Annotated in this window: 13 protein-coding genes and 2 tRNA genes; 10 read left to right on the top strand and 5 right to left on the bottom strand. The window is 64.1% G+C overall.

Annotation, left to right across the window (positions count from 1 at the left end; translation table 11 throughout):
- The first annotated feature begins 11 nt into the window (after window positions 1-11).
- From moeA to DLM46_RS18120, 3 genes are all read left to right on the top strand, one after another.
- Entirely contained in the window at window positions 12-1,313 is a 1,302-nt protein-coding gene (moeA, locus tag DLM46_RS18130; protein WP_115102232.1) for a molybdopterin molybdotransferase MoeA, read from the top strand.
- A gap of 77 nt (window positions 1,314-1,390) precedes the next feature.
- Window positions 1,391-1,666, top strand: coding sequence for a hypothetical protein (locus DLM46_RS18125; protein ID WP_091792546.1), 276 nt, complete (start codon window positions 1,391-1,393; stop codon window positions 1,664-1,666).
- The gene (locus DLM46_RS18120) at window positions 1,666-2,175 is read left to right on the top strand and encodes a GNAT family N-acetyltransferase (RefSeq protein ID WP_115102231.1); all 510 of its coding nucleotides are present in this window, start codon (window positions 1,666-1,668) and stop codon (window positions 2,173-2,175) included. Before DLM46_RS18125 ends, DLM46_RS18120 begins: the two co-directional genes overlap by 1 nt.
- A gap of 45 nt (window positions 2,176-2,220) precedes the next feature.
- On the opposite strand, the gene DLM46_RS18115 is transcribed toward DLM46_RS18120, so the two are convergent.
- From DLM46_RS18115 to pncB, 5 genes are all read right to left on the bottom strand, one after another.
- On the bottom strand, window positions 2,221-3,669 hold the full coding sequence (locus tag DLM46_RS18115; protein ID WP_115102230.1) for a DNA recombination protein RmuC: 1,449 nt from the start codon (window positions 3,667-3,669) through the stop codon (window positions 2,221-2,223).
- Window positions 3,666-4,655: a 2-hydroxyacid dehydrogenase gene (locus DLM46_RS18110; RefSeq protein WP_115102229.1), complete on the bottom strand. Its 990-nt coding sequence runs from the start codon at window positions 4,653-4,655 to the stop codon at window positions 3,666-3,668. Before DLM46_RS18110 ends, DLM46_RS18115 begins: the two co-directional genes overlap by 4 nt.
- 54 nt (window positions 4,656-4,709) lie before the next feature.
- Window positions 4,710-6,140, bottom strand: a complete 1,431-nt coding sequence (locus tag DLM46_RS18105; RefSeq protein ID WP_115102228.1) for a sodium:proton antiporter — start codon at window positions 6,138-6,140, stop codon at window positions 4,710-4,712.
- Window positions 6,141-6,234: 94 nt separating this feature from the next.
- Window positions 6,235-6,897 carry a LutC/YkgG family protein gene (locus DLM46_RS18100; protein ID WP_115102227.1) on the bottom strand — a complete coding sequence of 221 codons (663 nt, stop codon included), beginning with the start codon at window positions 6,895-6,897 and terminating at the stop codon, window positions 6,235-6,237.
- A gap of 113 nt (window positions 6,898-7,010) precedes the next feature.
- Entirely contained in the window at window positions 7,011-8,207 is a 1,197-nt protein-coding gene (gene pncB, locus DLM46_RS18095; protein WP_115102226.1) for a nicotinate phosphoribosyltransferase, read from the bottom strand.
- A gap of 267 nt (window positions 8,208-8,474) precedes the next feature.
- Between pncB and fdxA the strand changes: the two genes are divergently transcribed.
- The 7 genes from fdxA to DLM46_RS18060 all read left to right on the top strand — a co-directional run bounded on the left by fdxA (window position 8,475) and on the right by DLM46_RS18060 (window position 12,096).
- Window positions 8,475-8,798: a ferredoxin FdxA gene (fdxA, locus tag DLM46_RS18090; RefSeq protein ID WP_115102225.1), complete on the top strand. Its 324-nt coding sequence runs from the start codon at window positions 8,475-8,477 to the stop codon at window positions 8,796-8,798.
- A gap of 114 nt (window positions 8,799-8,912) precedes the next feature.
- Window positions 8,913-8,988: transfer RNA gene (locus DLM46_RS18085), tRNA-Asn, on the top strand.
- A gap of 62 nt (window positions 8,989-9,050) precedes the next feature.
- Window positions 9,051-9,126 (top strand) — tRNA-Asn (locus DLM46_RS18080).
- A gap of 222 nt (window positions 9,127-9,348) precedes the next feature.
- Window positions 9,349-9,828 (top strand): CreA family protein, encoded by a 480-nt coding sequence (locus DLM46_RS18075; RefSeq protein WP_115102224.1) that lies wholly within the window; start codon window positions 9,349-9,351, stop codon window positions 9,826-9,828.
- Window positions 9,829-9,927: 99 nt separating this feature from the next.
- Window positions 9,928-10,755 (top strand): helix-turn-helix transcriptional regulator, encoded by an 828-nt coding sequence (locus tag DLM46_RS18070; RefSeq protein WP_115102223.1) that lies wholly within the window; start codon window positions 9,928-9,930, stop codon window positions 10,753-10,755.
- 259 nt (window positions 10,756-11,014) lie between these two features.
- Window positions 11,015-11,776: an AzlC family ABC transporter permease gene (locus DLM46_RS18065; protein ID WP_115102222.1), complete on the top strand. Its 762-nt coding sequence runs from the start codon at window positions 11,015-11,017 to the stop codon at window positions 11,774-11,776.
- Window positions 11,773-12,096, top strand: a complete 324-nt coding sequence (locus DLM46_RS18060) for an AzlD domain-containing protein (protein ID WP_115102221.1) — start codon at window positions 11,773-11,775, stop codon at window positions 12,094-12,096. Before DLM46_RS18065 ends, DLM46_RS18060 begins: the two co-directional genes overlap by 4 nt.
- Window positions 12,097-12,319: the final 223 nt, after the last annotated feature.

Below are 12,319 nucleotides of genomic sequence, written 5' to 3'. Positions count from 1 at the left end.
TCTAGCTCTTCATGACCACGCTTAACGAATTTTCCCGCTGCGTCGCGCAGTACGATCCTCACGCGCTCCCTGTTTCGGCCGCCCAGGCGATCGTCCGCGAATGGGCCGCGCCGGTCACGGCAATCGAACGCGTGCCGCTGCGCGACGCGCTCGACCGTGTGCTGGCAGCCGACATCGTGTCACCGATCGACGTCCCCTCCCACGACAACTCGGCCATGGACGGCTACGCGTTCAACCGCGCGGCGCTGGCAACTGGCGCGTCCACGGTCGACCTGACCATCGCCGGCAAGGCGCTGGCGGGCCATCCGTTTGCGGGCCGCGTCGAAGTGACGCAATGCGTGCGCGTGATGACAGGCGCCTCCATGCCGGCCGATTGCGACACGGTCGTGCCGCAAGAACTCGTCGAGCGCAGCGGCGACGCCACGACTATCCGTTTCGCGGCCAACGCCGTGCTGCCGGGCGCCAACCGGCGCCTGGCCGGCGAAGACCTGGCGCGCGGCCATGCGGCGTTGCGCGCCGGCCGGATCGTGCGCGCCTCGGATCTCGGCTTGCTGGCGTCGCTCGGCATCGGCGAAGTCAGCGTGCGGCGGCGCTTGCGCGTCGCCTTCTTCTCGACCGGAGACGAATTACGTTCGCTCGGCGAGCCGCTCGACCCAGGCTCGGTGTACGACAGCAATCGCTACACGCTGATTGCGATGCTCCGGCGCCTGAACGTGGACACGCTCGATCTGGGCGTGGTGCGCGATCAGCCCGCCGCGCTCGAGGCCGCCTTGCGCAGCGCCGCTGCCAGCGCGGACGTGGTGCTGACTTCCGGCGGCGTCTCGGTCGGCGAAGCGGATTTCACGAGGCAATTGCTGCAGACATTCGGCGACGTCGCCTTCTGGAGCCTGGCCATGCGTCCGGGCCGGCCGCTCGCTTTCGGCCGCATCTGGTCGGGCGAACATCCGGGCCTCGGGCTGCCTGCGCTATTCTTCGGCTTGCCGGGCAATCCGGTCGCCGTCATGGTGACGTTCTATCAAATCGTGCGCGAGGCACTGCTGCGAATGTCCGGCGCGACGCCGCAAGCGCTGCCGGTCCTGCATGCGGCGAGCCGCCGGGCCATCCGCAAGCGCGCCGGCCGCACCGAATACCAGCGCGGCGTAGCCGAACGGGACACGAACGGTCAATGGCACGTCACGCCAACCGGCTCGCAAAGCTCCGGCGTGCTGAGCTCGATGAGCGAAGCGAATTGTTTCATCGTACTCGGGCACGATGAAGCCGATATTGCCGAGGGCGAACGGGTCGATATCATGCTGTTCGATGGTCTTATCTGACCCCTGATTTGCAGCGCACTTTCCGTCGCATTTTCCGCATTACCCCATCACGACTACGACATACGGGTTTGACTTACATGAAAAAACAGATCTCGTTCATTGCGCCGGGACAGACGGCCAAAGCGCTCATCCTCGTCTACCTGACGTTCTCGGTGCCGATCGTGCTGCTTGGCGTGCTGGTCGCGTTCGTGCGCTATGGTTCGGTCGAACTGAGCACGGTGTTCAGCGCGCTGCTGCTGAACGCGATCCTCGGCTTCGTCCTGCTGTGGATTGCGTGCCACGCGTACAACTGGGTCGCGTCGCGCTTCGGCGGCATCGAAATCCAGCTGACCGACGCGCCGGAAGAAGCGTAATGACCGCGACGATCCGCGCCGCGACGCCCGCGGACACCGGCGCGATCTTCGCCCTGACGTACGAGCTGGCCGAATTCGAAAGCCTCACGCATGTATTTGTCGCGACCGAAGACGGTCTGCGCGATGCGCTGTTCGGCGCGCGGCCGTCGATCGAAGCGCTGGTTGCGGAAGACGAAGGCCGCATCGTCGGCTATGCACTGTTCTTCCACAATTACTCGAGTTTCGTCGGCAAACGCGGGCTGTATCTCGAGGACGTCTACGTGCAACCGAGTCAGCGCGGCAGCGGCCTCGGCACGGCGCTGCTTGCCCGGCTGGCGGCGCTGGCAGTCGAGCGGCAGTGCGGGCGCTTTGAATGGACTGTGCTCGACTGGAACCAGCAAGCCATCGGCTTCTACGAGAAGATGGGCGCGACGGTGATGCCGGATTGGCGCATCGTGCGTCTGACGGGCGATGCGCTCGAACAATTGGCCGCGGCCTCTGCGGCAGGCAACAGCGCCGGCTCGAACTAAGCAACCGCGCTAAGCAACCGAACCAAGCCACAGAACCAGGCCGCGCTACTGCTCGTCAGGATCCGCGCCCGAGAGCGCATCGCCGAGCACCCCGCTCGCCTCCTCACCCGGCAACGCCTCGACGTCGCGCAGCTTGCGGTCCAGCACACGGGTGCGCGTTTGCGCGGCTTCGATCGAACGCGTGACGGTTTCCAGTTGCGCCTTGGTCTTGGCCAGCACGTCGCCGAATTTGCCAAACTCCGTCTTCACCGCGCCGAGCACTTGCCACACCTCGCTCGAACGCTTCTCGATCGCCAGCGTGCGGAAACCCATCTGCAAACTGTTGAGCAACGCGGTGAGTGTGGTCGGGCCGGCAATCGTCACGCGATAGTCGCGTTGCAGCAGATCCGTCAGCCCGGGTCGCCGCAGGATTTCGGCGTAAAGGCCCTCGGTCGGCAGAAACAGCAGCGCGAAATCGGTGGTATGCGGCGGCGACACATACTTCTCCGCAATCGTGCGCGCCTCGGCGCGAATCCGCGCTTCGAGCGCGCGCGACGCCTCCTCCACCGCGGCCGGATCGGCGCGCTCCTGCGCTTCGATCAGACGCTCGTAGTCTTCGCGCGGGAACTTGGCGTCGATCGGCAACCAGACCGGCGTGGCCGTGCCGCCCGGGTCCATGCGGCCAGGCAGCTTGATCGCGAATTCGACGCGCTCGGCGCTCTTCGGCACGGTCGCGACGTTCTTCGCGTATTGGTCCGCGGTCAGCAGCTGTTCGAGCAACGCTTCGAGCTGCACCTCGCCCCAAGTGCCGCGCGTCTTGACGTTGGTCAGCACCTTCTTCAGATCGCCGACGCCGGCGGCCAGCGACTGCATTTCGCCCAGGCCGCGATGCACCTGCTCGAGCCGGTCGGACACCAGCTTGAACGATTCGCCAAGGCGCTGTTCGAGCGTTGCATGCAGCTTTTCGTCGACGGTGCGGCGCATCTCTTCGAGCTTGGTCGAATTGTTCGCCTCGATGTCTTTCAGCCGCTGCTCGATGGTCGCGCGCACTTCCGCAAAGCGGCGATCGTTCGCCTCGGTGAGCTGTCCGAGCTGCAAGCTCAGTGTTTCGCCGAACTGCTTGAGCGTTCGGCCTTGCTCGTCGCGCGCCTGTTGTGCCTGCTGTTGCAGGCTGTGCCGGACCGCGTCGAGCTGCTGCGCGAAGCCGTCGATCTTGCCGCCTTGCACCGTCGTCATACTGCTGAACTGCGAGGCCAGCGTTTGTTGAAAATGCGCAAAGCCGCTGCTCAACTCGGTACGCGACACGCGCGCCGTCTCGGTAATGTCATTGCGCAGTTGCCGTTCGAGCCGCTCGTAGGCAAGCGACTGGGCCGCCGCAGCGGCGTCGATGCGCTCGCCGAGCATCTCGAACTGCTCGCTATCGTCGGCGCGGCTATTGCCGCGCATCAGCAACGCCAACGCGATGACCAATGCGACCGCCAGCACTGCCACGGCCGCCACCAGAATCATTGTCATGAACGCGCCTTGCCGATCACCTCGGGGTTGATCGGATTCGGCGGACGTCCCGCGCGCGGCCCCTTGCCCAGCGCCGCAATCAGGTTGTCGGCGGCGAGGTTCGCCATGGCGCGGCGCGTCGCTTCGGTCGCACTGGCAATATGCGGCGTCAGCACGACATTCGGCACCGTCAGCAAAGCGGGATTCAGATTCGGCTCGCCTTCAAAGACATCGAGACCGGCGGCAGCGATCTTCCCGGTGCGTAGCGCCTCGACGAGCGCCGCGTCGTCGACGATGCCGCCGCGCGCGATGTTGGTGAGCGTCGCGGTCGGCTTCATCTGCGCGAGTTCGGCCGCGCCGATCGTGTGATGGTTTTCCTTGGTGTACGGCAAGACGAGCACCACGTGATCGGCGCGCCGCAACAGATCCTGTTTGGACACGTATTGCGCGTTCAGCTCCGCTTCGATCTCCGGCGCGACACGCGAACGGTTGTGATAGATCACCTGCATGTTGAAGCCTTTCGCCCGCCGTGCCAGCGCCTGGCCGATCCGGCCCATGCCGAGCACGCCGAGCGTCGAGCCGTACAGATCCGTGCCGAGAAAACCGTCGTACGTCCACTTCCGCCATTGGCCCGCGCGCAGCCAATGCTCCGATTCGGCGATGCGGCGTGCTGCCGCCATCATCAGCGCCCAGCCGAAGTCGGCGGTCGATTCGTTCAGCACGTCGGGAGTATTGGTGCCGAGCACGTTCGCCGCGTTGAACGCAGCCATGTCGAAGTTGTTGTAGCCCACCGCCATGTTCGACACCACCCGCAGACGCGGCGCCGCCGCGAGCACAGCCGGGCCGACCGGATCGCCCGCGGTCAGCGCGCCGTCTTTATCCGCGAGACGGCGCGTCAACTCTTGTGCGGACAGCACCTCGCCCTGGTTCCAGTCGACGTCGAAATACTGCTTGAGCCGTTCGATCACATCAGGAAAGATCGGCCGGGCGACGAGGATCTTCTGCATTGCAATTCTCCGTATAGCGCGTCGAGTTCGATTGCCTCGGCGTCAAAGTCAGCGTCAAAAAAACAGCCAGCCGGTGACGAGAAAGAGCGGTATCAACACCGCACCAGACCAGCCAAGATACGCAAAAAAGCCCGGCATGCGAACGCCGCGCGATTCCGCAATCGCTTTCACCATGAAGTTCGGCGCATTGCCGATATAGCTGTTCGCGCCCATGAACACCGCGCCGGCCGAAATCGCCGAGAGCGTCGTGGCGCCGGCGGTCATCAGTGTCTGCGCGTCGCCGCCGGCCAGGTTGAAGAACACCAGGTAGGTCGGCGCATTGTCGAGAAACGACGATAGCAGGCCGGTCGCCCAGAAGTACATCGTGTCGTGCGGCTGGCCGGCGGCGTCGTTGACCAGATGGACGATGCCGGCGAACGCGCCCGCCTCGCCGGCGCGCAAAATCGCGATGACCGGCGCGATCGTCACGAAGATGCCCGCGAACAGTTTGGCGACCTCTTCGATCGGCGCCCAGTTGAAATCATTGCCGGCGCGCGCCGCACGCGGTGTCGACACCAGCGAGAGCAACGTGAGCCCGATCAGCGCGACATCGCGCACGGCATTCTGCAAGGCAATGTGCGTGCCGAACACGTCGAATACGATGCCCGGTTTCCAGAGTCCGCTCATCAGCACCAGCGCGATCACTGCGGCGAGAAACAGGAAATTGATCTTGCCGTCGATGCCGAGAGGCGGCGAATCCGGCGTCGGATCGAGAAAGCGCGAGCGCTCTTCCTCGCGATGGTGAAAGTAATACGAGTCGAGCGCGTAGAACGCCGCGAGCAGCACGCAGCAGACGAACAGCATCGGTAGCGCCAGATGCGTGGTGGTCCAGAAAAAGCCGACGCCTTGCAGGAAGCCGAGAAAGAGCGGCGGGTCGCCGAGCGGCGAGAGCGAGCCGCCCGCGTTCGCCACCAGAAAGATGAAGAACACCACCACATGCACGACGTGCTTGCGGTTGTCGTTGGCGCGCAGCAACGGGCGGATCAGCAGCATCGCCGCACCGGTTGTGCCCATGATGCTCGCGAGCACCGTGCCGAGCGTGAGAATCGCCGTGTTCAAACGCGGCGTGCCATGCAGATTGCCGCGCACGCAGATACCTCCCGCTACCGTATAGAGCGCGCTCAGCATCACGATGAACGGCAAATATTCCTCGAGGAGCGCGTGCACCAGCGTGCTGAACGCGGCGCCCGCGCCGAATGTCAGTGCAAACGGCACCAGAAATACCAGCGCCCACGCCGCCGCGATCTTGCCGAAATGGTGATGCCAGAAGGCCGGCGCGATCAACGGAAACGCCGCGATCGACAGCAGCACGCCGGCAAACGGCACAGCCCACAGCGCCGATAGCGTCGCGCCGTCGAGCGTAGCCGCCGACGCCAGTCGAGGCCACCCCGCCAGCGCCAGCGCAGCGGCGAGCGCCATGCTCGCCGACACGGCATGTCCTTTCATATCTGCCAGTCCTTGTTATCGATGCCAGCCGTGATTGATGCCGGCCGTGCACATGCAACGCCAGTGAGGCGTGAGACGCCGCCGCTCGCCCCGCTCAGGCGCCACGTACGACGATCGCATGCACCCGGTAAGGCCCGTGCGCGCCAAGCACGATTGTCTGTTCGATATCGCCGGTGCGCGACGGCCCGGAGACGAAATTGACCGCACGCGGGAATTCGCCGCACTCGCTGCGAATCAGGTTGAACGCCTCTTCATGCCCGGCGACGATTCGCGAAGCCGGCACGATCGCAATGTGCGTTTCGGGCAGCAAACCAGCCGACGCATAGGTTTGCGGGCCGGACAACAGCACCAGCGTGCCGGTCTCGGCAGTGGCGCAGAAGCAGCCGGTGAGACCGACCACGTCGCCGTCTTCAGGCTTGCGAAATTCGACGGTGAGACCGGCTTCGGCCCATTGCAGATCTTGCAGCGTTTGCCATGCAATCGCCTGGGTGGGCAACGCCTGTTGCGTGAGGTAGCGATGTGCGGCGGCAGGCACGTCGCTCAGTGTTTCGACGGTGTCGACAGTGGTCGCCATCTTCTGCGCTTCTTCGACGAAGCGCCCTGTCAGATCGGCCGGCATCTCCGGACGCGGGCCGGCAGGATGGCGCGCCAGGTAGTCCGCAACGGCCTCGCGCTCGGAAGCGGCCGGCTCGGGTTCGCGCCCTTGCGCCGCGCGGATGCGCGCCAGGATGTTGCGGCGGGCAATCGATGTATCCATATGCGAAATCCTCGTGTCGACAGCCGTGCGAATGGCGAGGATTATACCGGCCGCCCTGCATGCGAACACTCTGGCCGAACGGCCGATTGCCGCGCGCGGGACGTATGTTCTACCTACTTGCCAGCTTCTTCTTCGGGTTGCGCGATGCCGAACACCTGGCGCAGATACGCGAGATACGCCTTGTCGTCGCACATGTTCTTGCCGGGCGAATCCGAGAGTTTCGCCACCGGCTGACCATTGCAGCGAACCATCTTGATGACGATCTGCAACGGGTTATAACCGAGGTCGTTGGTCAGATTGGTGCCCACGCCGAACGCCAGCTTGCAGCGGCCGCGAAAACGCTCGTACAGTTGCAGCACCTTCGGAATGTCGAGCGCGTCCGAGAACACGAGGATCTTGGTGCGCGGGTCGCAGCGGTTCGCTTCATAGTGCTTGAGCAAGCGCTCGCCCCAGTCGAACGGATCGCCGGAATCGTGACGCGCGCCGTCGAACAGCTTGCAGAAGTACATGTCGAAGTCGCGCAGAAATGCCTGCATGCCGTACACGTCGGACAGCGCAATACCCAGGTCGCCGCGATATTCCTTCGCCCACATTTCGAAGCCGAAGGTCTGCGAATCGCGCAAACGCGGACCGAGCGCCTGGCACGCCTGCAGGTATTCATGCGCCATGGTGCCGAGCGGCGTGAGGCTGTGCTTCATCGCGTAGAAGACATTGCTGGTGCCGGCGAACTGTTCGAGGAGGCCGTCTTTCAGCGTGAGGATCACCTCCTCGTGCCACTGCTTCGAGAAGCGGCGGCGCGTGCCGTAGTCCGCGATCTTGCAGTCGGCGAATTCCGGACGCGCGCCGAGCAGCTTCATCTTGTCGACGAGACGCCCGCGCCCTTCGCTGTAGTCCGGTGTCTGCTGGGTGTTGCGGAAATAAACCTCGTTGACGATCGCGAGCATCGGGATCTCGAACAGGATCGTGTGCAGCCACGGCCCTTTGATCTCGATGTCGATCTCGCCATTGCCCTTCGGCGAAGGCAGGATCGAAATGTATTTCTCGTTCAGATGAAACAGCGCGAGAAACTCGATGAAGTCGCCCTTGATAAAGCGCATCCGCCGCAGATAATCGAGCTCGCCGTCGGTAAAGCGCAGCTCGCAGAGCTTGCGCACTTCATCGCGAATTTCGCCGATATACGGCACGAGATCGACATTCGGCGTGCGGCAGCGGAACCGATACTCGACATTCGCCGCGGGAAAGTGATGCAACACCACTTGCATCATCGTGAACTTGTACAGATCGGTGTCGAGCAGCGAAGTAATAATCATGATCGTGCGAACTGGACTGCAGGAAAACGAAAAGGCCTGACTCAACCCACGCGCGTGCGGCGCGCCCCGTGCGCACCGAACTGACGCATGTTACCCGAATGCGCCCGGATTCAGCGCACCGGTGGGCCGTCGCGCCGGATGTCATAAACTAATCACGAAAACATATAAAACCGTCTGCCCGATGCCGCATGCGCCTCTTGACGTTACGATACAATAGCGCTTTTGGCGTTTCCGCCTTCCCTGATTCCGCATGCAGGAGCTGCCTGAATGACTCACGTTGTGACCGAAAGCTGCATCAAGTGCCGCTATACCGACTGCGTCGATGTGTGCCCGGTGGACTGCTTTCGCGAAGGTCCCAACTTCCTCGCGATCGACCCCGATGAATGCATCGACTGCGCTGTGTGCGTGGCCGAATGCCCGGTGAACGCCATTTATGCCGAAGAAGACGTGCCGGGCGACCAGCAGAACTTCATCGAGCTGAATGCCGATCTGGCGAAGAACTGGCCGAGCATCACCAAGACCAAGGCGCCGCTGCCGGAAGCCGAGGAATTCAAGGACGTGAAGGAAAAGCTGGCTCTGCTCGCACGCTGAGCCTGCGCGGCCGTCACCCGCCGTGGCATTCGAATCAAATCGAGATGAACGCAGGGTATTGACAGGCGCTTAAGCTACTCCTACAATTTCGCTTCTCTGCTGTTGTTGTTCTGTTCCTCGATAGCTCAGTCGGTAGAGCGCCGGACTGTTAATCCGTAGGTCCCTGGTTCGAGCCCAGGTCGAGGAGCCAAGAATTGCAAAAGCCCGTTAACCAAGACGGGCTTTTTTATGTAGATCAAGTTGTACTGCTGTTCCTCGATAGCTCAGTCGGTAGAGCGCCGGACTGTTAATCCGTAGGTCCCTGGTTCGAGCCCAGGTCGAGGAGCCAAAATTTCGAAGGCCCGCATCCGTGCGGGCCTTTTTGTTTTGATTCGCCGGATCGCGTCCTGCGGAAAACAGTCACTCGCGCAGTTCAGATGCAAGCCCGGCGAACGGTCTATGACGTTTGCCCTCGCCCTCTGACCGGCACACCGTTATACGATGATGTTTCTCCGCGCGCTTCCTGTGTTAAACGCTCGCGCCCAACCTTGCCCTCATTCCCGGCAATCCGATGAAATCCACCTTATTGCGTGTCTCGCTCGCGGTCACCGTCTGGGCCCTGTTACTGCCGCTCGCACACAGCGAAGAGGTCGGCAGCGTCAATACCAACTTCCACTTGACGGGTTCCGACCGCGTGGTCGTCGAAGCCTATGACGATCCGCTTGTGCAAGGCGTGACCTGCTATGTGTCGCGGGCTCGTACCGGCGGCATCAAGGGCACGCTCGGCATCGCCGAAGATCCGACCGAGGCGTCGATCGCCTGCCGGCAAGTCGGCGCGATTCACTTCACGAGTCCGATGAAACAGCAATCCGATGTGTTCTCCGTGAGCATGTCGCTGATTTTCAAGTCGCTGCATGTGGTGCGCGTGGTCGATGCGAAGCGCAACACGCTGGTCTACCTGACCTACAGCGACCGTATCGCCACCGGCAGTGCGAAAAACAGCGTCACCGCCGTGCCGATGCCGGCCGGCACCACGATTCCGGTCAAGTGATGGCCGTCCTGCGGCGTAACGCGCCCGGCGAACCCATTGACAAAACGCGCCGCAACGGCCACAGCGCGCTAAACTGAGCGGCCCAGCCGGACTTCGACCATGACCGCCCATCGTTTCCAGGATTCCGCCCGCTACTGGCGCACGCCGCTCCTGCCCGGCGCGGACCTGCTCACGGCCGAATATCACGATCACGAGTTCTCGGCGCATTGGCACGACGCGTACACGATCCCCGTGATCGTCGCGGGTGCTGAAGGCTATCGGTATCGCGGCGCGGATTATGTCGCCGAAGCGGGCAGCGTGCCGATCATCAATCCCGGCGAGTTGCATACCGGCTCGAAGGCGGTGGAAGCGGGCTGGCGGTACCGCGTGATGTATGCGCCGATCGACTTCATCCACGCGCTCGCCAATGAGGTTGCCGGCCGGCCGCAAGCGTTGCCGTGGTTCGCGCCGGGCGTGATCCGCGATCCCGATCTGGCGCAGCGGCTTGCGCGCGCGCATCGTCTGCTGGAAGCCGGCGACGATCCGCTCGCCGCCGAAGCCGCGATGCTCGACGCTTTGTCCACGCTGCTGGTCCGCTACTCGCAGACGCAGCCGGAGCCGTCGCGCGCCGCCGCTGACGACGCCCGCGTCGCAACCATGAAAGAGCGCCTGACGGGCGATCTGACGGCGCAAGTCACGCTGGCCGAAGTCGCGCACGCAGCGGGACTGTCGCCATTTCACGCCGCCCGCCTTTTTACCCAAACCACCGGTCTGCCGCCGCATGCGTGGCGCAATCAGGTGCGCCTGCAACGCGCGCTGGCGCCGTTGCGCGCCGGCGTTTCCGTGACGGACATCGCCGCGGCCAGCGGCTTCACGGACCAGAGCCATTTCACGCGGCATTTCCGGCGCATGTTCGGCGTGCCGCCGGGACGCTGGCAGGGCAGCTGAGGCAACACCGTCTGGCGTGACGAGACTTGTCGCCGCGCGCCTTTGACCCGGCCAGCCATGCCCCCCACGGCCAAGCCTGTGGGCGGCTCCTTCTAGCCGCACTACATGAGCACCCCTCCCCGCCTCCCGCAGCGCCGTCGTCCGTGAGCCCCGACCGGCTGCCGCGCCACCCGATAAGACATCCAGTTTCGCCACCGCAAGAACGTACAAGCCCCGCCGCCGGCCTGCCCGCTATGCTTCCCGAATCCAGGAGGCAAGATTGACTCATCCCATCTCGGGCCAGCCCGCGAGCTCAGGCCACTTGAAAGAATTCACCGCCGGCGCGCGCGACATCATTCCGATGATGGTCGGCGCGGCACCGTTCGGCGTGATCTTCGGCACGCTGGTCGCGTCCGGCCCGCTGCATCTATGGCATGGCCAGTTGATGTCGCTGGTCGTGTTCGCCGGCTCCGCGCAGTTCATCGCACTCGGCCTGATCGCCGGTCACGCCAGTTTTGCGGTGATCTGGGCGACCACGCTGGTCGTCAATCTGCGCCACGTGCTATATAGCGCGACACTCGCGCCGCACGTCGCGCATCTGCCTGCACGCTGGCGCTGGGCGCTCGGCGCGCTGCTCACCGACGAAGTCTTCGCGGTCGCGTGGGAACACTACCGGCATCGCACGCCCGGCACGGTCGGCCCGCACTATTTCTTCGGCGCGGGTCTGGCCATGTATCTGAACTGGCAGCTCTGGACCGTCGCCGGCCTGCTGTTCGGCGCGGCCTTTCCGGGCCTGCAATCGCTCGGGCTCGATTTCGCGATGGTCGCAACCTTCATCGCCATCGTCGTGCCGCAACTCGTCGCACTGCGCTATCTCGCCGCCGCCGTGACGGCAGGCGCGCTGGCGTTCCTCTGGCAGACATGGCCATACAAGCTCGGGCTGCTCGGCGCGGTGTTCGCGGGCGTCGCGGTCGGGGTTCTGCTGTCGATGTCGGAGTCCCGCCAACGACATCAGCGGAAAACCGCGGAGGCGGCGCGATGAGCTATGTCGTTCTGATCCTCGGCATGGCGGTCATCACGTGGGTGATCCGGGCCGCCGTTTTCGTGCTCGGCGACCGGCTAGCGTTTTCGCCGTTCGTGCGCACCGCGCTCGGCTTCGTGCCCGTCACCGTGTTGACCGCGATCATCGTGCCGATGGCGGTCTCGCCGCACGGCAACGGTGCCGAGCTGACCTGGCGCAATCCGCAACTCGTCGGCGCGCTGGCCGCCATCGTGGTCAGCGCGCTGACGCGGCGGCCGCTGCTAACCATCGCGGCCGGCCTGACAGTCTTTTTTGTCTGGCAGTGCGTCGTGCTTAAATGAGCGCCGACGGCGTCGTCGAAGGCAGCATCGGCGCCACCCGCCGCGAAAGGCGTGCAGCGGGTGGCGCATCCCGCCATAGCCGCCGCCGATCGTCCGCGCACCCTTAAGTTTTCCCTGAATCCGCCGTTATTGAGTCGAGGTCCGCTCGTCGGGATGCGTCCCGCTGGTTACGCGGCAACAGGCAGGAGTCAACCGCGCCGGCATTGGCGTCGCGTCTCACAGG

The sequence above is a fragment of the Paraburkholderia lacunae genome, assembly GCF_003353175.1.
In the GTDB taxonomy this organism is placed as follows: domain Bacteria; phylum Pseudomonadota; class Gammaproteobacteria; order Burkholderiales; family Burkholderiaceae; genus Paraburkholderia; species Paraburkholderia lacunae.
Note: the sequence above shows the minus strand (reverse complement) of the source record. Positions and strands in the feature narration are given on the sequence as shown.

Bases quoted from the DNA above. Each gene is read 5' to 3' on its own strand.
- pncB (WP_115102226.1), bottom strand. From the start codon at position 8,207: ATGATTATTACTTCGCTGCTCGACACCGATCTGTACAAGTTCACGATG.
- DLM46_RS18100 (WP_115102227.1), bottom strand. From the start codon at position 6,897: ATGGATACATCGATTGCCCGCCGCAACATCCTGGCGCGCATCCGCGCG.
- DLM46_RS18070 (WP_115102223.1), top strand. From the start codon at position 9,928: ATGACCGCCCATCGTTTCCAGGATTCCGCCCGCTACTGGCGCACGCCG.
- DLM46_RS18120 (WP_115102231.1), top strand. From the start codon at position 1,666: ATGACCGCGACGATCCGCGCCGCGACGCCCGCGGACACCGGCGCGATC.
- fdxA (WP_115102225.1), top strand. From the start codon at position 8,475: ATGACTCACGTTGTGACCGAAAGCTGCATCAAGTGCCGCTATACCGAC.
- DLM46_RS18115 (WP_115102230.1), bottom strand. From the start codon at position 3,669: ATGACAATGATTCTGGTGGCGGCCGTGGCAGTGCTGGCGGTCGCATTG.
- moeA (WP_115102232.1), top strand. From the start codon at position 12: ATGACCACGCTTAACGAATTTTCCCGCTGCGTCGCGCAGTACGATCCT.
- DLM46_RS18110 (WP_115102229.1), bottom strand. From the start codon at position 4,655: ATGCAGAAGATCCTCGTCGCCCGGCCGATCTTTCCTGATGTGATCGAA.
- DLM46_RS18075 (WP_115102224.1), top strand. From the start codon at position 9,349: ATGAAATCCACCTTATTGCGTGTCTCGCTCGCGGTCACCGTCTGGGCC.
- DLM46_RS18060 (WP_115102221.1), top strand. From the start codon at position 11,773: ATGAGCTATGTCGTTCTGATCCTCGGCATGGCGGTCATCACGTGGGTG.
- DLM46_RS18105 (WP_115102228.1), bottom strand. From the start codon at position 6,140: ATGAAAGGACATGCCGTGTCGGCGAGCATGGCGCTCGCCGCTGCGCTG.
- DLM46_RS18125 (WP_091792546.1), top strand. From the start codon at position 1,391: ATGAAAAAACAGATCTCGTTCATTGCGCCGGGACAGACGGCCAAAGCG.